This is a genomic window from Streptomyces sp. NPDC042371, assembly GCF_056437465.1.
This window is the reverse complement of the sequence record NZ_JBWKAP010000007.1, coordinates 379,167-397,710: the sequence shown is the minus strand read 5'-3', so window position 1 is coordinate 397,710 and position 18,544 is coordinate 379,167. Positions and strand designations below refer to the sequence as shown.

Sequence of the window (18,544 nt, the reverse complement as noted above, 5' to 3'; positions counted from 1 at the left end):
ACGGCCCGGTGACGGGGGCCCGGCGCGGGGCGTTGGTCGGCGCGCTCGAAAATCGATACGACACGTGGGTGTGAGGGTCTTCTCAGCGGGCACTCGATGGGTGGGCCCCGCCGTGTCTCCCCCGTCGCGGCGGGGCCCACCTGCGTACCCCGGTCCTTTTCAGTCGTGTTCGCGGTAGGCGACGGCTGTCGCGGCGACGGTCAGCGTGCTCAGCAGCAGGGGCCAGCCGATCCCGTGGTGGAGGACGAGCCAGGCGCCCAGGATCGCGCCCGCGGTCATCGCCGTCACGGCGACGACCCGGCGGACGGCGCGCCGGTCGGTGCCTCCCGCGATGCGTGAATCGGCGGCCAGTGCCGCCAGGGTGCCGGTGAGGACCGTCGTGGTCATGGCGGGCACGGCCAGTCTGCCCACGGTGCCGTTGCGCATCCCCATCGCGAGGGCCACCAGGACGATCACCGGGTAGGGCGGCTCGCCCCCCGACGCGAACGCGAGGGCGGTGGCGATGCCGAGGAGCGCGGCCTCGACCCACACCGCGGTGCGGACCCACGGCACACGGTGCCGGTCGCGGAAGGCGCCCGCGAGCCTGCCCGCCGCCACGGCACCGACCAGGAAGGCCGAGAGCGACACGAGCGAGCCGGTCACGGAGAACCCCGGCGCCCCCGCCAGCGCGAAGCCGATGACGACGACGTTTCCCGTCATGTTGGCCGTGAAGACACGGCCGAGACCGAGGTAGCAGATGGCGTCGACGAGGCCGCTGACGGCGGTGAGGGTGACGAGGACCAGTGACAGCGGATGACGGTCACCGATCTCCGAGGTCGGCACGGAACGGCTTCCGGAGTGAGTCGTCATGCCGCTCGTTCTACCTCGGTGGGAGCCGTGGACGAGGACGGCGCGGGCGACCGGTTTGGCCCGCCCCGCCGCGGCTACCCGTCCGGGATCCGAAGGGAGGGCCCCGTGAGAACCGCGTACGACACGACCACGACCGCGTCCGCCACCCCGTTGAAGAGAGGGCCCCAGGAACTGAACCAGCAGGATCTCGTCCGCTACTTGGAGGACCGCTTCGCGTGCGCGCAGGCCTGCGACGAGTGCGTACACGTGTGTGCCAGGCGACCGGGCCCGGCCGAGCCCGGCGGGGTGGCCCGCCTCAACACCGCCTGCGCGGACGTCTGCGACGCGACCTCCCGCGTCCTCGCCGAACAGAGCGACCAGGACGAGCAGCGGGTCCGGATGCAGGTCGAGTGGTGCCGTGCCGTCTGCCTCCAGTGCGCCTCCTTGTGCGACCCGTACCCCGCCTCGGCCCGCTGCGCGGAGGCGTGCCGTCGTTGCGCGAAGGCGTGCGACACCTTCTTGACGACGCTGGGCTGAGGGCTGGGCGGGGTGGTCGGCCGGTAGCCGTGGTTCACGGCCCTGCGCGGTGAAGGCGACGGTCTCGAAGGAGTCGGGGAACGTCTTCGCGATCACCGGCTCACCGTCCCGCGTCGGCCTGCGTGCGGAAGCGGCGGCGGTATGCCACCGGTGTGGTGGCGAGCCTGCGCCGGAACGCCCGGTGCAGGGTCTCCACCGAGCCGAGCCCGGCCGCGGCCGCGACCCGGTCGAGCGGATGATCGGTGGTCTCCAGGAGACGACGGGCGACCTCGATGCGCGCGGCCTCCACGTAGGACGCCGGGCTCGCGCCCGTCTCCTGCGTGAAGACACGGGCGAAGTGCCGCTCGCTCAGACACATCCGGGCGGCCAGGGCTCCCGTGGACAGATCGGCGTCGAGGTGGTCGGTGATCCACAGACATAGCTCGTCGATGTCACGACGCGTGGTGGCCGAGCGGCTCGGCGGTACCGAGAACTGACTCTGGCCGCCCTGCCTTTTCAGATAGAGAACCAGCTGCCTGGCCACGGTCAGCGCGGTCTGCTCGCCCTGGTCCTCGGCGACCAGGGCCAGCGCGAGATCCAGGCAGGCGCTGATCCCGGCCCCGGTCCACAGCCGCCCCCGGTCGGTGCGGACGAAGATCGGGTCGGGGTCGACGGTGACCCCCGGATGGTCGGCGGCGAGCTGGGCGGCGGTCGACCAGTGGGTGGTCGCCGTCTTCCCGTCCAGCAGCCCCGCCGCGGCCAGCACATGCGCGCCCACGCACACCGACGCCACGCGCCGGGCGTGCGGGGCCGTCTCCTTCACCCACGCCACCACGGTGGGATCGACACGCGCCACCGGCCCCTCGTCGGTCATGTCGACCGCGCCCGGTACCAACAAGGTGTCCACGTCCGCGCCGACCTCCTCGAAGGAGAGGTCCGCGAGGAGCCGGACACCTGCCGACGTGCGGACCGCACCGGCGGTGGGTCCCGCAAGCCGGACCTCGTAGCCCGCGCGGCCCGCCGTCTCGCGGTTGGCCAGCGCGAAGACCTCGGCGGGCCCGGTGACGTCGAGGAGGTCGACATCGGGGAAGACCGTGATGACCACCCGGTGGGTGAGGGGCATGCCCCCATCCTCACCGCCCCGCCCGATGGCCGCAATGACGATTCCCTGTCACATCCGGACACGGCCGCCACCGGCCGGGAACCAGAACGGATCTCCGTCCGACCACTGCACCAGAGCCCCCTGCGCAGCCCCGCGCAGCACGCACCGGAACGAGGTAGCAGCCGCATGAACTGGTACGAGGACGACGAATTCTGGTCGGACTTCGCCGAGACCATGTTCTCCGAGCGCAGGCGCACGGAGGTCGAGAGCCTCGTCGCCGAGTCGTCGCTGCTCCGCTTCCCGGCCGGGAGCCGGGTCCTCGACCTGTGCTGCGGGCCCGCCCTGTACCTCGTGCCGCTGGCCCGCGGCGGCTGCGCGGTGACCGGGGTCGACCTCAGCCCGGTCATGCTGAAGCGGGCCGACGCCGCGTGCGAGGCGGCCGGGGTGGACGTCCGGCTGGTGCGGGGCGACATGCTGACCCACGTCGAGCCGGAGACGTACGACGTGGTGCTCAACCTCTTCACCTCGTTCGGCTACTTCGACGACCCGCGGGACAACGAGCGCGTGCTGCGCAACGCCCACGACTCGCTCGTGCCGGGCGGACGACTGCTCATCGACGTGATGGGCAAGGAGGTCCTCGCGGGCTGGATCGGCCGCCCTCAGGTCGTCGAGCTCGACGGCGGCGCGTACGTGCTGCAGCGCGACACCGTCCTGGACAGCTGGACCCGGCTGCGCACCGACTGGACGCTGGTGCGGGACGGCGAGGCGCGCGAGGCGTCGATCACCTCATTCCTCTACAGCGCGGCCGAGCTGCGCGCGCTCTTCGAGGCGGCCGGTTTCACCGACGTGCGCTGTTACGGGGACTTCGACGGCGGCCCGTACGACAACCACTCGAAGCGGCTGATCGTGAGCGGCACCCGTCCGGAACTCTCCTTGGGCGGCACCGGGCACGGCCCGCACGCCAACGCGCAGGTGAACGAGGGGACTTCATGACCGAGGCCGCGTCCGCGACGCCGCCCACGCGTCGCGCCGCCCGCTCGCGCGGCGAACCCGGGCAAGGGGTAGAGGGAGAGCGCCCTACGGGCCGCGGGCGGCTGCTGACCACGCTGGTGGCGCTCTCCGTGACCCTGGTGCTCTCCGTCCTGGCGGGCGTCGCGCTGGGACCGACCGTCGTACCACTCGGCGACGTCGTGCACTTCCTCACCGCGGCCCTCACCGGCGGCACCATCGGCGCGGACGACGCGACGGGGTACTCCATCGTCTGGCAGGTGCGCACCCCGCGGGTCCTGCTGGCCGCGGTCGTGGGAGCCGGGCTCTCCGTCGTGGGCGTCGCCATCCAGGCGCTGGTGCGCAACGCCCTCGCGGATCCGTTCGTCCTCGGCATCTCGTCCGGCGCCTCCGTGGGCGCGACCGCAGTCGTCGTGTTCGGGATCTTCGCCGGTCTCGGGGTGTACGCCCTGTCGGCCGCCGCGTTCCTCGGCGCCCTCGGCGCGACCGTGCTGGTGTACCTGGCCGCGCGCGGACCGCTGGGGCTGACGCCGCTGCGCCTCGTGCTGACCGGGGTGGCGCTCGCGTACGGCTTCCAGGCGCTCATGAGCGTCCTGGTCTTCCTCGCGCCGAACGGGCAGGCCGCGCGGACCGTGCTGTTCTGGCTGCTCGGCAGCCTCGGCTCGGCGACCTGGGAGTCCCTGCCGCTGGTGACGGCGGCGGTGCTGGTCGCGATCGTCGTACTGCTGCGGCACAGCCGGTCCCTCGACGTGCTGTCGCTCGGCGACGAGACCGCGGCCAGCCTGGGCGTGGACGCGGACGCGCTGCGCCGTGGACTGTTCGTGCTCACCGCGGCCGTCACCGGGCTGATTGTCGCGGTCAGCGGCGCGATCGGCTTCGTCGGTCTCGTGCTGCCGCACGTGGTGCGGATCTGGGTCGGCTCCACGCACCGACGGGTCCTGGCGGTCGCGCCACTGGCCGGAGCCTGCTTCATGGTGTGGGTCGACCTCGTGGCCCGTACCGCCTTCGCGCCCGAGGAACTGCCGCTCGGGGTCATCACGGCGCTGATCGGGGTGCCGGTGTTCGTCGTCCTGATGCGCCGCCGCGGCTATCTCTTCGGAGGCCGGTAAATGGTCCTCTCCCTCCGTGACCTGACGGTCGAGGCGGCCGGGCGCGCCCTCGTCGACCGGCTCAACATCGATGTGGCCGCCGGTTCGATCGTCGGGCTCGTCGGCCCCAACGGCAGCGGCAAGTCGACCGCGCTGCGCTGCGTCTACCGGGCACTGAAGCCGACGTCAGGGGCCGTGCTGCTCGACGGCACCGACCTGACGGCGCTGAAACTGCGCGACAGCGCCCGCTCCGTGGCCGCCCTGACCCAGGAGAGCCACACCGAACTCGACTTCACCGTCGAGGAAGTGGTCGCCCTGGGACGCGCCCCGCACGCGCAGGGCAACCACCCCCTGACCGCTCGCGAAAGGGAGCTCTGCGAGGAGGCGATGGACCGCCTCGACGTGTCGCACCTCGTGGACCGCAGTGTGCTGAGCCTGTCCGGCGGGGAGCGGCAGCGCGTGCTCGTCGCGCGTGCCCTCGCCCAGGAGCCCCGCCTCCTGGTCCTCGACGAACCCACCAACCACCTCGACGTACGCCACCAGGTGGAGCTGCTGTCCTTCCTGCGCGGCTCGGGGTTGACCGTGTTCACGGCCCTGCACGACCTCAATCTGGCGGCACAGGTCTGCGACCGGATCGCCGTGCTCGGCGCGGGCTGTCTGGTCGCCGCCGGTGATCCGGCCGAGGTCCTGACCCCCGAGCTGGTCCGCAAGGTGTTCGGCGTCGACGCCGTCGTCGTACCGCATCCGCGCACCGGCATCCCCCAACTCCTCTACGACCTCGCCCCGGCCACCGCCGACGGCCCGTCCCCCGCAGAAGCTTCCCCGGAAGGACCCCACTCGTGACCAGACCACCGTTCCCCCGAGCCCTCGCCGCCGGGGTGCTGGCCACCGGGCTCCTGCTCACCGGCTGCGGCGCCGAGGTCGAGTCGACGGCGGACAGCAAGTCCGACCCCCGTACCGTCACCGTCTCCAACTGCGGCAAGGACGTCACGTACACCCGCCCCGAGCGCGCGGTCGCCTACGACGTGAGCGGCGCGGAGAAGATGTTCGCCCTCGGCCTAGCCGACCGCATGCGCGGCTACGTCATGAACAAGCTCGGCGACCCGTCCATCAAGGGCTCGCCCTGGCGCAAGAAGTACTCCGAGGTCGACCGCCTCGGCAGCGAGCGCATCACCCGGGAGATCGTCGTCGACGCCAAGGCCGACTGGGTCCTCGCGGGCTGGAACTCCGGCTTCAGCGAGGAACGCGGCATCACCCCGGCCCTGCTGGACAAGGTCGGCGTCGACAGCTATCTGCACACCGAGACCTGCTGGGACTACGGCAACAAGAACGTCGACGTGTCACCGCTCCAGGCGCTCTACACGGACCTGGACAACCTGGGCAAGATCTTCGGTGTGGAGAAGCGGGCGGACAAGCTCGTCGGCGACCTCAAGGAACGGGTCGCCGCGCTGAAGAAGACCTGGCCCGACAAGGCCGACCAGGACCCGGCCAAGGTCTTCGTCTACGACTCGGGCACCGACCAGCCGTTCACCGCGGGACGGCATGCCGCGCCGGACGACATCATCACCGCTGCCGGGGGCACCAACGTCTTCGGCGACCTCGACAAGGGCTGGACGACGGTGGGCTGGGAGCCGGTCATCAAGGCCAAGCCCGAGGTCATCGTGATCGTCGACTACGCGGACCAGCCCGCGAAGGAAAAGATCGCCTACTTGAAGAAGCTGCCCGCCCTGAAGTCCGTACCGGCGGTCAAGAACAACCGCTTCCACATCATGTCGTACGGCGATGTCGTCAGCGGCCCGCGCAATGTCGCGGGCGCCGAGGACCTGGGCCGCTACCTGCGTTCGGTCGGGCGGTGACGGCGACCGTGACCCCCACGCACACGGCGCACGCCGCCGACGCCGCGCCGCTCGACGAGCGCCTCCTCGAACCGGACTTCGCACCCGAAACCGCCCCGGTCCACGACCACATCACCGACGCGATAAAGGCCCCGGACCTGCTCCGGCTGTCCGGCAACGTCGTACTCGCGCGCTTCGAGACCCTCAAGGTCTACGCCGCCCTCGGCGCGGTCCGCACCCTGCTGGAGCGGGGGACGGTGAAACAGGGGCAGACCCTCGTCGACAGTTCGAGCGGCATCTACGCCCTCGCCCTCGCCATGGCCTGTCACCGCTACGGACTGCACTGCCACATCGTCGCCTCCACCACCGTCGACGCGACGATGCGCGCCCAACTGGAGGTGCTCGGCGCCACCGTGGACCAGATGCCGCCCTCCGATGACCTGCGGCTCGACCAGGAGGGCCGGGTCCGGCGCGTCCGTCGGCTGCTGGCCGAGCGGCCCGGCATGCACTGGATGCGGCAGTACCACGACGCCGTCCACTACACCGGCTACCGGGAGTTCGCCGCCCTCGTCGACCGCGCGCTGCCCGACGTACCGCTGACCGTGGTGGGGGCCGTGGGGACCGGCTCCTCCAGCGGCGGCCTCGTCCAGGCGCTGCGCGGGCGCGACCGCGACGTCCGGCTGCTGGGCGTGCAGCCCTTCGGCAGTGTCACCTTCGGCAGCGAGGGGTTCAGCGACCCGGACGCGATCATCGCGGGGATCGGCAGCTCGATCCCCTTCGACAACGTGCACCACGACCTCTACGACACCCTGCACTGGCTCGACTTCCGGCACGCCATGGCCGGTGCGGTTGGTCTGCTGCGCGAGCACGCCGTGTTCGCCGGGCTGTCCACCGGCGCCGCCCACCTCGTCGCGGGCTGGGAGGCCGCCCGCGACCCCGGCCGCACCCATCTGGTCATCGGCGCCGACACCGGACACCGCTACACCGACCGCGTCTTCGCCCGCCACCGCGAGGCGCTCGACCCGCGCACCCTCAAACCGCACCAGATCACCGGCCTGGCCGACCTCACCCCGCCGTGGTCGGCGATGGAGTGGAACCGGCGGTCGTATGACGTACGACGCGGCGGTGCGGCAGCCGCACCGACATCGGCACCCGCATCCGGATCCGCACCCGCATCGGCGAAGGCCCAGCTCGGCCGGGCGACAGACTCACCACTCACACACGCGAGCGGCCCGCTCGGCGTACCGGACCGGGAGAACCAGACACCGTGACCATCGCCGCACTGGAAGCACTCACCTTCGGGCTTGCCCGCCTCGTCGAGGCGGCGGACAACGCCGGGCACCGCCTGTGCCTGCTCACCGGCGACCGCGACGTCTACCGTCACGAACTCGCCCACCTCGACCCCGGGGCACTCGACATCGTCGACATCGACACCACCGATGCCGGGGCCTGCGCGGCCGCCCTGTCGGCCCTGCCCGACCTCAGCGGGCTCATCAACTCGACCGACACCTGGAGCGTGCCCGGCGCCGACCTCGCCGCCAAGTTCGGCCTGCCCGGCCCGGATCCGAGCGCGGTACGGATCCTGCGCGACAAGGGCCGGGTGCGCGCCCTTCTCCACGAGCGGGGCCTGAGCGGCAGCCGTGCGCTGGCCGTGCCCGCCGATGTCTCCTCGGCCGACGAGATCCTCCGCGAGGTCGGCCTGCCCGCCATCCTGAAGGACTCCGCGGGCACCTCCTCCCGCAACGTCTGGCCGGTGCGCGACGAGCGGCAGCTCCGCACCGCGCTCGCCGAGGCGTCCCAACGCCCCTTCAACGGGAAGCTGTTCGCCGAGCGCTTCTTCTCCGGACCCGTCTACAGCGCGGAAACCCTCGGCTGGGAGGGTGAGACGAAGCTGCTCGGTGTCCTCAGCCGCCAGATGTCACCCGAGCCGTCCGTCCGCGAAGAGGCCGCGGCCTTCCCCGTCGCCTTCCCCCTCCCCGAACTCGGCCTCATCGAGGACTGGGCGGGCCGCGTGCTGGCCGCCGCGGGACACGACAGCGGCTTCGCACACGTGGAGTTCGTCCTCACCGCGGACGGCCCGGAACTGGTGGAGATCAACCGTCGCATCGGCGGCGCGCTCGTCGGCGAGGCCCTGTGCCGCGCCTTGGGCACCAACGTCTACGACGCGATGGTCGACACGGCACTCGGTAGGCGCCCCGCCCTGCTGGACGCCGTGTCTGCCGGTTCCGCCCCCGGCCCGGCGACGGCCTTCGTGCTCGTCTACCCCGACCGCCCCGGCACCCTCACCGGCTGGACCGGCATCGACGGCCTGTCCGCGTTCCCGGGCTCGCCCGAGTGGTACCCCACGGCTGTCCCCGGGCGGCGCCTGGAACACCTGAGCGATCAGCGCGGCTGCACGGGAATCGTGCTGACCGAGGCCGCGACCGCGGAGTTGGCGCTGCACAGGGCGCTCAGTGCGGCCGGGAGCGTACGGCCGACTGTCGCGGGCGACGACGACGGCGACGACGACCGGGAATGACGGGAACGACACGACTGCAGCCCCGTTCGCGTTCGCGCCTCACACCGTTCACCGAGTTCACGGGCCCTCAGTACTTCCTCCTCGCCGGATCGTTCCTCATACCCCTGGGCAGCTTCGCCGTGCTGCCCTTCATGGCGGTGCTGCTGCACGAACGGCTGGGCATGGGGCTCGGTGCCGTCGGCGTCGTACTGGCGGTCGCCTCGTTCGTGCAGTTCTCGGGCGGGGTGGTGGGAGCGGCCCTGGCGGAGCGGATCGGCCTGCAGCGCACCATGCTGCTGGCCCTGGTGATCCGCACGGCTGGGTTCGCCACCTTCCTGCCGGGGCTGAACCGTCCGACGTGGGCCGTCGCCGCGCTGTTCCTCGTCTCCTGCGGGGCCGCGCTCTATCTGCCCGCGAACAAGGCGTACCTGGTCACGGGCGTGGAGGAGGACCGCCGCGCCCCGCTCCTCTCCGCGAGCAGCTCGGCATTCAACGCGGGCATCGCGCTGGGCCCGATCGCCGCCGCGCCGTTCGTGCTCACGGCGTCGGCGGGGCTCTTCGCCGCGGTGACCGTGCTGTTCGGGTTGATCACGGCGGGGCATGCGGTGCTGCCGAGGGCGAGTCCGGTGGGGGAGGTGGGAGAGGGAGACCGGCCCGGGAGTCGGCGTCCCGGCGACGAGGGGGTGGGCGCGGGCTCCGGCGACGTGCGGACAGGTGCGGCCTCCGGCGACGTACGGGCGGGTGCGGCTCCCGGCGGCGTACGGGCAGGCGCCGACCCTGGTGACATGCGGGCAGGCGCCGACCTCGGGGACGAGCGGCCGGACGGTGCACGTGGGGGTGAGCGCCGGGGTGGCGCACCTGGGGATGAGCAGGCGGGCGGCGCCCATGGAGGTGAGCAGGCGGGCGGCGGCCATGGAGGCAAGCAGGCGGGCGGCGACCGCGGAGACGCACCGCCGGGCGGCCCCCGTGAAGACGAACCGCCGCTCACCACGCTGCCCCTCCTCCCCTTCGCCATCACCGCGCTGAGCGTGTACGTCTTCATGTTCTTCCAGCACTACCTCGCGCTCTACGTCGTGGGCAGGACCTCGACGCTCTTCTACGGCCTCGTCCTCGCGCTCTACGCCCTGCTCCTCGTGGTCACCCAGCCCCTCCTCTCGGACTGGATCGCCCACCTGCCCTACCCCCGCGCCCTCCGCATCGGCTTCACCGCGCTGGCCACCGGCATGGCCGCGCTGGCCCTCGGCCACCCCGCCGCAATCCTCGGCGGCGCCCTGCTCATCTGCCTCGGCGAGGTAGTCCTCTTCCTGAAGAACGACCTCGAAGCCCTGTCCCGGTCCGACCGCTCGCCCGCCGTCGTCTTCGGCCGCCAGCGACTGGCGGCGGGAATCGGCGCGTTCGCCAGCGGCATCGCGGGAGGCGAGGGCTATGCCTGGGCCGAGGGCTCCGGCCACGCGGGCCTCTTCTGGGTGGGGGTCGCGGCACAATGCGCGCTGTTGCCACCGCTGTTGCTGCGCGCTCTGCGCAGGAGCCGGAGCCGAACCTAGAGAGCCAGAGCCAGAGCCAGAGCCAGAGCCAGAGCCAGAGCTCAGGGCCGTAGCCAGTCAGCCAGACAGTCGGAGCCAGAGCCAGGCGCTGCCCATTCCTTATTTCTGAAACGGGTTCTACTCTGTGCGCCGTCAGGTCCGGGACCGAGCGAGCCGAGTGGCGAGCCAAGCAGTGAGCCAGTGGAGCCAGTAGAGCCTGGAGGGGCCGTGCACCTCGAATACACGCCCGAGCAGCAGCAGTTGCGCACCGAGCTGCGTGCGTACTTCGCCGAGCTGGTGCCGGACAACGCCTATGCGCGGTACGGCGAACCCGCCGCTCAGAAGCGGTTCTACCGTGAGACCGTGCGTCGCCTGGGCTCGGACGGATGGCTGGGAGTCGGCTGGCCCAAGGAGTACGGCGGGCGCGGGCTCTCGCCCATGGAGCAGTTCATCTTCTTCGACGAAGCCGCGCAGGCGGGCGTACCGCTGCCGCTCATGGCCCTGAACACCGTCGGCCCGACGATCATGCAGTTCGGCACGGACGAGCAGAAGGCCTACTTCCTGCCCCGGATCCTCTCCGGTGAGCTCGACTTCGCCATCGGCTACAGCGAACCCGACGCCGGTACGGACCTCGCGTCGCTGAAGACGAAGGCGGTACGGGAGGGCGACGAGGAGACCGGCCACTACACGGTCAACGGGCAGAAGATCTGGACCACCAACGGCGACACGGCGGACTGGGTCTGGCTCGCCGTCCGCACCGCCACCCCCGAAGAGGGAGTCCCGCTCCACAAGGGCATCACCATGCTCTTGGTCCCCACGAGCGACCCCGGCTACTCCTGCACCCTCATCAACACCCTCGCCTCGCACGACACGACCGCCAGTTACTACGAGAACGTCCGCGTCCCCGTCTCCCGCCGCGTCGGCGAGGAGAACAAGGGCTGGCGTCTGATCACGAACCAGCTCAACCACGAGCGCGTCACGCTCGCCGCCCACGGCACGATGGCGATTCGCGCCTTCCACAACGTGCAGCGCTGGGCGATGGACACCAAGCTGGCCGACGGCCGCCGCGTCATCGACCTCGGCTGGGTCCGGCAACGCCTGGCGAAGACGCACACCAGGCTCGACGCGATGAAACTCCTCAACTGGCAGATGGTGAACGCCGTCCAGGAAGGCACCCTCACCCCGCAGGACGCCTCCGCGGTGAAGGTCTACGGCTCGGAAGCACGCCGCGACGCGTACGCCTGGCTGATGGAGGTCGTCGGCGCGGCAGGCGCCCTGAAGGAGGGCTCGGCGGGCACGGTCCTCCACGGCGAACTCGAACGCGGCTACCGCTCGGCGGTCATCTTCACGTTCGGCGGCGGGAACAACGAGATCCAGCGCGAGATCATCTCCTGGATCGGACTGGGGATGCCGCGAGTGCGCCGTTAGCGCTTCGTGACGGTAATTCATATTCGAGCATGGTGAGAAAGTGGGTGGCCTTTGAGGCTGCCCACTTTCTTTCTGCTGGATCCGATCTATAGGAACGGCTGTCCGTCCCAGATACGGAGCCTCTTCAGCGTTGCCGCTCCAGTGTGAGGACGGCTTTGGTGATTGACGTCATGCGGTGGGGGCTGCAGCGGGATCTACGGAAGATGCGCCAGGACTTCAGACGCGCGACGCCGCGTTCGACCGGTGCCCGTGCCGCCGCCAGGGTCTGGGTAAGAGTTTTTTCGGTGAGAGTGGGTTCCTGCAGGGGCTTGCGTTTGATGCCGGTGGTCAGCCAGGGGCCGCCGCCCTGGTAGGCGAGTTCGGCCAGGATGGGAACGCCTTGGCGCTCTCAGATCCGGATGATCCTGTAAGTCGCTCGGGTACGGCTCTCGCTCCATGCCGAGCATCTCGGCATGGACATGCCTGGCAGACAGCCTGCGTGACGCGCAGTACCACGATCGAGCGATCACGAACCGAGGAAGATCGGACTCAACGTCCCCTTAGACCGTGTAGGAAACGGCCTAAGGGACACGAGCGGTGCCCTAATCGCTCGCCAGGAATGGCCTGTTACAGGGGTGGGTGATCCCGCTAGGGCGAACCAGTCTTGTTGGAATGGGACTTGGTGTTCGTGGGATCGCGGTCCGGATGCTCGTGGTGGTCGGACTCGTGGTTGCTCTGGTCGCTCCCGGGATGGCTGCCGAGTCCGTTCCGGCGGCTCGACAGGCTGACCTGCCGTCCTGGCGCTTCACGCCGACCGCCACGAGTAACGCGTTGATCACGCTCGACGTGGTGGACCGGGAAGTGGTGTGGGCCGCGGGTGGCGGATTCCGAGGCGCCACCAACGACGGGACCGTGGTGCGGACGGTGGACGGTGGACGTTCCTGGCGGAACGTCACTCCGCCGGGCGGGGCCGTCGACAGGTTCCGGGACGTCGAGGCGTTCGACCGTGATCACGCCCTCGTCCTGACACTTCCCAACGGGGATGAACCCTCGCGGATCTATCGCACCGCTGACGGTGGGATCACATGGCAACTGGTGTTCCGCAACTCGGTTCCGGACGCCTTCTACGACTGCATGGCGTTCTTCGACGACCGCCACGGCCCTGCGGTCAGTGACCCCGTCGGCGGCAAGTTCCCCATTCTGGCCACAGAGGACGGCGGCCGGACGTGGCGCCCGGCACCCGCCGACGGAATGCCTGCCGCGACACCCGACGACGGTGCCCTGGCTACTGGCACGTGCATGGTCGCGCACGGCCGGCGCAACGCCTGGTTCGGGACGACCGGGACCCGCGGAGGAGCCAGCCACAACCCTCAGGTGTTCCATACCAGCGACGGCGGAAAGACCTGGAGTGCTGCCGACACCCCGATTCCCGGCGAGACAGCGAGCATCGCCTCGCTGTCCTTCCGGGACCCCCGGCACGGCGTGGCCGTCGGTGGCGATTTCGACCCGGATAGCGGGATCGATTCGGGTGCGGCGGCCTCCACTGCCGACGGCGGCTCGTCCTGGTCGCTCGGTGACGCTCCCAGCGGGTTCCGCAACAGCGTGGCCTGGGTTCCCGGCGGCGGGCACACCGCTGTCGCGGTCGGCCCCAACGGCAGCGACGTGAGCAACGACAGCGGAATATCCTGGACGCTCTTCGACCGCACCCGCCTCCTTGGAGTCAACTGTCTGCCCAGCGCGGGGTGCTGGGCCGTCGGGGATCGTGGCACGGCGGCTCAACTCGTCATCAGTCACCCTTGATGGACTGTTGTGGATAAGGGCTCTCAGGAGATCGGCTTAGAACGGCTAACACAATGAGGTGGGTTGGTCCTGATGGCCGTGTGCCTGAGTGTCGAGTTGGCCGTTCTAGGTCGCTCGGGTACGGCTTTCGCTCCATGCCGGGCATCTCAACATGGACATGCCCGCCAGGCGGCCTGCGTGACGCGCAGTACCGCGATCGAGCGATCACGAACCGAGGAAGATCGGACATAACGTCCGCTAAGAAGTCCGGGGCCGAATCCTGTCGACCGGGGCAAGTACGGCTCGAAGATACACCTGAGCGCGGAACGGTCGGGTCGGTGTTTCCGGGGCCAGCCTGCACGACAGCCTTGGTCCCGCTCGTGAAGGGCATCCCGCCGATCCGTTCGCGCCGTGGCAGGCGACGGCGCAAGCCCGGCAAGCTCCACGCCGACAAGGGCTACCACTACGCCCACCTGCGGCGATGGTTACGCGAGCGCGGCATCACCCACCGCATCGCCCGCAAGGGAGTCGAGTCCCCGCAGCGGCTGGACCGTTGAACGCACCATGCCCTGGCTCGTCGGATGTCGGCGACTCCATCGCCGCTACGAGCGTAAAGCCGAACACTTCCTCACCTTTACGAGCATCGCCTGCACTCTCATCTGCTACCGCAGGCTCACCAAATGAGATGACTTCTAAGAAATCACGTGGTTCCGGACGACTTATGTGACTCATGCCGGTTGGTCGAGTGTTGGTTGCGCTTGACGCGCTCCGACCTGCACACCCGCATGATCATCGGGACTGCGGATCGGCCTGGCGGCGGATCGCGGCACTTCTCATTGGCTGGTGGTCAGCGCTGTAATCTGCTGCATCGAGTTGATGGCACTCTTTTTGTTGGCCTGAATTGGATGATCCTCTCCAGGCAACCTCAAATTGCTGGTAGACCGACAGTTGTCGAGGTAAATCGCCTTGCCGTACGACTACTCCCGGAGAGCTTCGTGAAAAGGTCCACTCTTTCCATCTTGAGTGCCGCCGCACTGATCACGGGAGCGTCCGTGGTCGGCGTGGGTGCCGCGCAGGCAGCACCTGAATCGACCGCCACGTCTGTGCTGGCGAGTTTCGAAGGGAGAACGATAGACCTGTCGAAAGACTGGAGTGCCGCCAAATCCTGCATAGTGTGGAAGAGTCAGGGTGGCGTGTCATGCTTCCGTACTGCCGCGGAACGCGACGTCGCTGCGGCCAGACTCGAAGCGAAGGCAACTCCCCGGGTGGCCGCCGCATCGTGCTCCACGCCGCTTGACGTATATGAGCACTCAAACCGAACTGGCCGAGACCTCAAGTTCTATGACCGGGGATACTGGCAGAACCTCTCGGCTTACGGATTTGACAACAAGACGTCTTCCTATTGGACGGGCGCGTGCAGTGCGCATCTGGCTGAGAACGCCGGTGGCGGTGGGTACTGGTATCCAGGCAACACCGGGCCGAACCACTGGGAGAATGTCACCATTCCCTGGAACGACCGCATCAGTTCCATTTACATCGTGTGAGCACTGCAGTTCCCATGCACACACAGACGCGAGGGCGAGCCTCGCTGAGTCGGCCACCGATCCGGTGACGGATCGTGAAGCGCATTGAGCGGGCTCCCGGATTGCTGAGCGAGATGCCTGACATCTCCATCACGCCATTCGGGGGCCTCGTTGGTCATCCATCCTGCCGCCCCCGACCTTCCGCATGCACTCGTGGAGTGGGTCACCATGCTGATCGTCACCCGCGAGGGCAACCGGCGCTGCAAGCTCCGCCCGTTTCAGCGCGCGATGGTGGCACTGGTGTACCTGCGCGAACACACCACCCTGGCGAAGATCGCTGCCGGGTTCGGGATCTGCGAGTCCACCGCCCACGCCTACACCAGTGCGGTCGTCCACCTGCTCGCCGAACGAGCACCGGGTCTGCTGAAGGTCCCGCGCGAGCACGAACCCGACTTCGTCCTGCTCGACGGGACCCTCGCCGAGTGCGACCGGGTCGGCGACTACTCCCACAAACACCGGCGCCACGGCGTGAACGTGCAGGTGACCACCGACCCCGGCGGCCGGTTCCTGTGGCTCTCGCCCGCCCTGCCGGGCCGCACCCACGACCTGACCGCCGCTCGCACCCACCGGATCATCCGGATCTGAGAGCGCCAAGGCGTTCCCATCCTGGCCGATCTCGCCTACCAGCGCGGCGGCCCCTGGCTGACCACCGGCATCAAACGCAAGCCCCTGCAGGAACCCACTCTCACCGAAAAGACTCTTAACCAGACCCTGGCGGCGGCACGGGCACCGGTCGAACGCGGCGTCGCGCGTCTGAAGTCCTGGCGCATCTTCCGTAGATCCCGCTGCAGCCCCCACCGCATGACGTCAATCACCAAAGCCGTCCTCACACTGGAGCGGCAACGCTGAAAAAGTTCACCGTTGACCTCCGCGACCAGTCGGCATGTTTCGTCGTGGTCCATGGTGGCGTCGATGCCGAACGCGGCGATCAGGACACGGTGGAGCGTGTGCTGCCCGTACGCGGCTAGCAGGGCCGGTTAGGCCAACGCCCGCACCACGCGACGGTGTTGACCTCGGAACCACCCCGCACGGGGGCGCAGCGAATCGGCGGGCACAAGACCCCCGTGATCCACCCACCAAGTGTCTGGCCGGCAGCCACCGTTCACAGTGGCACCGGGCAGTCTCACTGCGACTGAGTGCCGCAGTTGGTTCTGACCGCTCGTCCGTGACGGCTACGCCAGAGAGACGGCGTGTGTCCAGGTCAGGAAGCCGCCTCAATCGTCTGAGCATTGCCGGACTTCGTCGCTGAAGGCACTCGCGGGGGCGGTGACAGGCTGAACCTCTGTGGAAGGGCGGTCAGAACCCGTCTCGATCCCTCCGAATCCGCCTTCCCAACGGCGGGAGCTGTGCGTGGCGCAGGTGGGCTTGCGGCCTTGGCCCTACGGCTGGGTCTGCAACCGCGGGTCTGTCTGCCGAGTCTCCCTCTCCATGACAGGCAAGAAGAGGCCTCGCTCCGGCCCGGGTGATCGTGAATTGCGGCTGTGGAAGGTCGGCCGGGCCTTGATGGTCGCCTTCGTCATTGCGGTTCTGGCCGCGGGCGGTGTCTTCTACGGGCTGGTGGAACTGCTGGACTTCCAGGAGATCGACCGCAGCACGAAGCTCGACGCGAAGACGCTCTTCGACCTCGTGAAGCTCTCCTTCGGAGTGGTCGCCGGGGCCGGTGCGCTCGTCGCCCTGGTCGTCGCCTACCGCCGCCAGCGTGTCGACGAGGCCGGAGCCCACCGCGAGGCCACCCGTCTGCACACCGAACGCTTCTCCCAGGCCGTCGACAAACTCGGCTCCGACTCCCCGGCCGTCAGGCTGGGCGGCGTCCACGCCCTGGCCGGCCTCGCCGATGACGCCCCGGACGACAGCCTGCGCCAGACATGCATCGACGTCCTGTGCGCCTACCTCCAGCTCCCCTACACTCCTGACCCCGGCGCCGACCCCGACCACCAGGAGGAACACCACCGCTACCTGGCCCTGCGCAAAGTCCGGCACACCATCCTGCGCCTCATCGGCGACCACTACCGACGCCCCAAGGAAACCCACCGCTCCTGGCAGGGCTGCGATCTCGACCTCACTGGCATCACCATCGACGGCAACATGGACTTCCGCGGGGCGGTGTTCCCCGGCGGCACAGTGTCCTTCCGCGGGGCGGTGTTCTCCGGCGGCACTGTGTCCTTCGACGAGGCGGTGTTCTCCGGCGGCACTGTGTCCTTCGACGAGGCGAAGTTCTCCGGCGGCACCGTGTCTTTCCGCTGGGCGAAGTTCTCTGGCGCCACCGTGTCCTTCCGGGGGGCGCATTTCCCTGGCGGCGCCGTGTCCTTCACCGGGGCGAAGTTCCACGACGGTGCCGTGTACTTCCACGGTGCGCAGTTCGCCGGTGCCACCGTGTCCTTCGACAAGGCGAAGTTCCCCGGCGTCGTGTCCTTCCGCGGGGCGCAGTTCGCCGACGGCGCCGTGTCCTTTACAGAGGCGGAGTTTCCCGGCCGCTCCGTGTACTTCACCGAGGCGGAGTTCTCCGGCGCCACCGTGCCCTTCCACGGCGTGACAGGCCAGGTTCCCCAGGGGCTCCTCGCTGCCCTCGGCAGTCCTGTTCCCGAAACGGTTGTCCTGCCTTCCGTCTGGCTCCCTCATGCGGGCTAGCAGGCCGTTTCATGGACGGACGCTTGAAAGAAGGCGACGAGCACCTTCAATTCGGGTCGGGGTATCAAGACGGGCTCTCAGAACTCACCTGGCTGTGACCGCCCTTCCGAGTGGCTTCAGGTTGGGTAGGCATCGCCGCGTCGGCCCCTGCGTCGTATCCATTGCTGAGAGACGGACGGAACCAACGCGTTCGCTTTCAGTCAGTGGGCTGGGCTTCGTCGAGTGGGGAGCGCCAGCGGTTGCCGGTGTGGTCGTAGTGCAGTGGGCCGAGGCGGTACCGGGTCAGGTCAAGGGACAGGAGCTGCTGGTAGGCGCCGGTGGTCAGGTCGGGATCCAGGACGATGCGCAAGCCGGTGGCCGGATCTTGGAGCACTACGGGGCTTGACGGCTCCGGTGGTGCGGCTGCGATAGCAGTAGCGGAGGAGGTGCGTAGGTTGCGGACGGCGTCTTGAAGGCGGTGGTAGGCGGCCTCAGCCGCCTTGGTTCCCACAGTGGTCAGGAAGGCGTGCAGTGGCAGAGAGACAAGGATCAGCAAGGAAAGCGGCTCAACCACCCGGCGTGGTGGCAGTACCCGAACGCTGGGGGCGAAGCCGAGGGCGGTCAGTGCGTCGGTCAGTAGTTGTTCCTGTTCGCGTGTGATCCGGTGGTCAACGACGAGGTCTGCGCGCATGCGGTCCGGCTCAGCCATCGTCGCCCTCCTCTAGTTGCCATACCCGCGCCGTCTTCCCACTGGCGGTGGCGAGTCGGCGG

Annotated in this window: 15 protein-coding genes and 3 pseudogenes; 14 read left to right on the top strand and 4 right to left on the bottom strand. The window is 69.3% G+C overall.

Features of this window, described 5'->3' with window-relative positions; translation table 11 throughout:
- Positions 1 to 159: 159 nt before the first annotated feature.
- The gene (locus tag AC068B_RS23495; protein WP_478673623.1) at positions 160 to 849 is read right to left on the bottom strand and encodes a YoaK family protein; all 690 of its coding nucleotides are present in this window, start codon (positions 847 to 849) and stop codon (positions 160 to 162) included.
- Between the two features lie 105 nt (positions 850 to 954).
- On the opposite strand from AC068B_RS23495, the gene AC068B_RS23490 reads away from it, so the two are divergent.
- Positions 955 to 1,365 carry a four-helix bundle copper-binding protein gene (locus AC068B_RS23490; RefSeq protein WP_478673622.1) on the top strand — a complete coding sequence of 137 codons (411 nt, stop codon included), beginning with the start codon at positions 955 to 957 and terminating at the stop codon, positions 1,363 to 1,365.
- 100 nt (positions 1,366 to 1,465) lie between these two features.
- On the opposite strand, the gene AC068B_RS23485 is transcribed toward AC068B_RS23490, so the two are convergent.
- Positions 1,466 to 2,467, bottom strand: coding sequence for a GlxA family transcriptional regulator (locus tag AC068B_RS23485; RefSeq protein ID WP_478673621.1), 1,002 nt, complete (start codon positions 2,465 to 2,467; stop codon positions 1,466 to 1,468).
- A gap of 165 nt (positions 2,468 to 2,632) precedes the next feature.
- Here AC068B_RS23485 and AC068B_RS23480 point away from each other — a divergent pair, with 165 nt between their 5' ends.
- The 8 genes from AC068B_RS23480 (at position 2,633) to AC068B_RS23445 (ending at position 11,825) form a co-directional block, all read left to right on the top strand.
- Positions 2,633 to 3,439 carry a class I SAM-dependent methyltransferase gene (locus AC068B_RS23480; protein WP_478673620.1) on the top strand — a complete coding sequence of 269 codons (807 nt, stop codon included), beginning with the start codon at positions 2,633 to 2,635 and terminating at the stop codon, positions 3,437 to 3,439.
- A 104-nt stretch (positions 3,440 to 3,543) separates the two neighbouring features.
- Positions 3,544 to 4,563 carry a FecCD family ABC transporter permease gene (locus AC068B_RS23475; protein ID WP_478673759.1) on the top strand — a complete coding sequence of 340 codons (1,020 nt, stop codon included), beginning with the start codon at positions 3,544 to 3,546 and terminating at the stop codon, positions 4,561 to 4,563.
- On the top strand, positions 4,564 to 5,385 hold the full coding sequence (locus tag AC068B_RS23470) for an ABC transporter ATP-binding protein (RefSeq protein ID WP_478673619.1): 822 nt from the start codon (positions 4,564 to 4,566) through the stop codon (positions 5,383 to 5,385). It begins immediately after the preceding gene.
- Positions 5,382 to 6,398, top strand: a complete 1,017-nt coding sequence (locus tag AC068B_RS23465; RefSeq protein ID WP_478673618.1) for an ABC transporter substrate-binding protein — start codon at positions 5,382 to 5,384, stop codon at positions 6,396 to 6,398. Before AC068B_RS23470 ends, AC068B_RS23465 begins: the two co-directional genes overlap by 4 nt.
- A 110-nt stretch (positions 6,399 to 6,508) precedes the next feature.
- On the top strand, positions 6,509 to 7,648 hold the full coding sequence (locus tag AC068B_RS23460; protein ID WP_478673758.1) for a pyridoxal-phosphate dependent enzyme: 1,140 nt from the start codon (positions 6,509 to 6,511) through the stop codon (positions 7,646 to 7,648).
- Positions 7,645 to 8,895: an ATP-grasp domain-containing protein gene (locus AC068B_RS23455; RefSeq protein WP_478673617.1), complete on the top strand. Its 1,251-nt coding sequence runs from the start codon at positions 7,645 to 7,647 to the stop codon at positions 8,893 to 8,895. The genes AC068B_RS23460 and AC068B_RS23455 overlap by 4 nt, the downstream gene beginning before the upstream one ends.
- On the top strand, positions 8,892 to 10,418 hold the full coding sequence (locus AC068B_RS23450; protein ID WP_478673616.1) for an MFS transporter: 1,527 nt from the start codon (positions 8,892 to 8,894) through the stop codon (positions 10,416 to 10,418). The genes AC068B_RS23455 and AC068B_RS23450 overlap by 4 nt, the downstream gene beginning before the upstream one ends.
- Before the next feature lie 207 nt (positions 10,419 to 10,625).
- Positions 10,626 to 11,825 (top strand): acyl-CoA dehydrogenase family protein, encoded by a 1,200-nt coding sequence (locus AC068B_RS23445; RefSeq protein WP_356255005.1) that lies wholly within the window; start codon positions 10,626 to 10,628, stop codon positions 11,823 to 11,825.
- Positions 11,826 to 11,949: 124 nt separating this feature from the next.
- On the opposite strand, the pseudogene AC068B_RS23440 reads toward AC068B_RS23445, so the two are convergent.
- Positions 11,950 to 12,237 (bottom strand): annotated as a pseudogene (locus AC068B_RS23440) (transposase family protein); the annotation flags it as partial.
- Positions 12,238 to 12,476: 239 nt separating this feature from the next.
- Here AC068B_RS23440 and AC068B_RS23435 point away from each other — a divergent pair.
- The 5 genes and pseudogenes from AC068B_RS23435 to AC068B_RS23415 all read left to right on the top strand — a co-directional run bounded on the left by AC068B_RS23435 (position 12,477) and on the right by AC068B_RS23415 (position 17,794).
- The gene (locus tag AC068B_RS23435; protein WP_478673615.1) at positions 12,477 to 13,604 is read left to right on the top strand and encodes an oxidoreductase; all 1,128 of its coding nucleotides are present in this window, start codon (positions 12,477 to 12,479) and stop codon (positions 13,602 to 13,604) included.
- Between the two features lie 249 nt (positions 13,605 to 13,853).
- Positions 13,854 to 14,267, top strand: a pseudogene (locus tag AC068B_RS23430) (transposase); the annotation flags it as partial.
- A gap of 74 nt (positions 14,268 to 14,341) precedes the next feature.
- Positions 14,342 to 15,127, top strand: coding sequence for a hypothetical protein (locus tag AC068B_RS23425; protein ID WP_478673614.1), 786 nt, complete (start codon positions 14,342 to 14,344; stop codon positions 15,125 to 15,127).
- 150 nt (positions 15,128 to 15,277) lie between these two features.
- Positions 15,278 to 16,015, top strand: a pseudogene (locus tag AC068B_RS23420) (transposase).
- A gap of 579 nt (positions 16,016 to 16,594) precedes the next feature.
- Positions 16,595 to 17,794, top strand: coding sequence for a pentapeptide repeat-containing protein (locus tag AC068B_RS23415; RefSeq protein ID WP_478673613.1), 1,200 nt, complete (start codon positions 16,595 to 16,597; stop codon positions 17,792 to 17,794).
- A gap of 196 nt (positions 17,795 to 17,990) precedes the next feature.
- On the opposite strand, the gene AC068B_RS23410 is transcribed toward AC068B_RS23415, so the two are convergent.
- Positions 17,991 to 18,482, bottom strand: coding sequence for a hypothetical protein (locus AC068B_RS23410; protein ID WP_478673612.1), 492 nt, complete (start codon positions 18,480 to 18,482; stop codon positions 17,991 to 17,993).
- Positions 18,483 to 18,544: the final 62 nt, after the last annotated feature.

Excerpts from the sequence above, each read along its gene's own strand:
- AC068B_RS23495 (WP_478673623.1), bottom strand. The coding sequence starts at position 849 with ATGACGACTCACTCCGGAAGCCGTTCCGTGCCGACCTCGGAGATCGGT.
- AC068B_RS23470 (WP_478673619.1), top strand. The coding sequence starts at position 4,564 with ATGGTCCTCTCCCTCCGTGACCTGACGGTCGAGGCGGCCGGGCGCGCC.
- AC068B_RS23450 (WP_478673616.1), top strand. The coding sequence starts at position 8,892 with ATGACGGGAACGACACGACTGCAGCCCCGTTCGCGTTCGCGCCTCACA.
- AC068B_RS23415 (WP_478673613.1), top strand. The coding sequence starts at position 16,595 with ATGACAGGCAAGAAGAGGCCTCGCTCCGGCCCGGGTGATCGTGAATTG.
- AC068B_RS23480 (WP_478673620.1), top strand. The coding sequence starts at position 2,633 with ATGAACTGGTACGAGGACGACGAATTCTGGTCGGACTTCGCCGAGACC.
- AC068B_RS23435 (WP_478673615.1), top strand. The coding sequence starts at position 12,477 with ATGGGACTTGGTGTTCGTGGGATCGCGGTCCGGATGCTCGTGGTGGTC.
- AC068B_RS23410 (WP_478673612.1), bottom strand. The coding sequence starts at position 18,482 with ATGGCTGAGCCGGACCGCATGCGCGCAGACCTCGTCGTTGACCACCGG.
- AC068B_RS23485 (WP_478673621.1), bottom strand. The coding sequence starts at position 2,467 with ATGCCCCTCACCCACCGGGTGGTCATCACGGTCTTCCCCGATGTCGAC.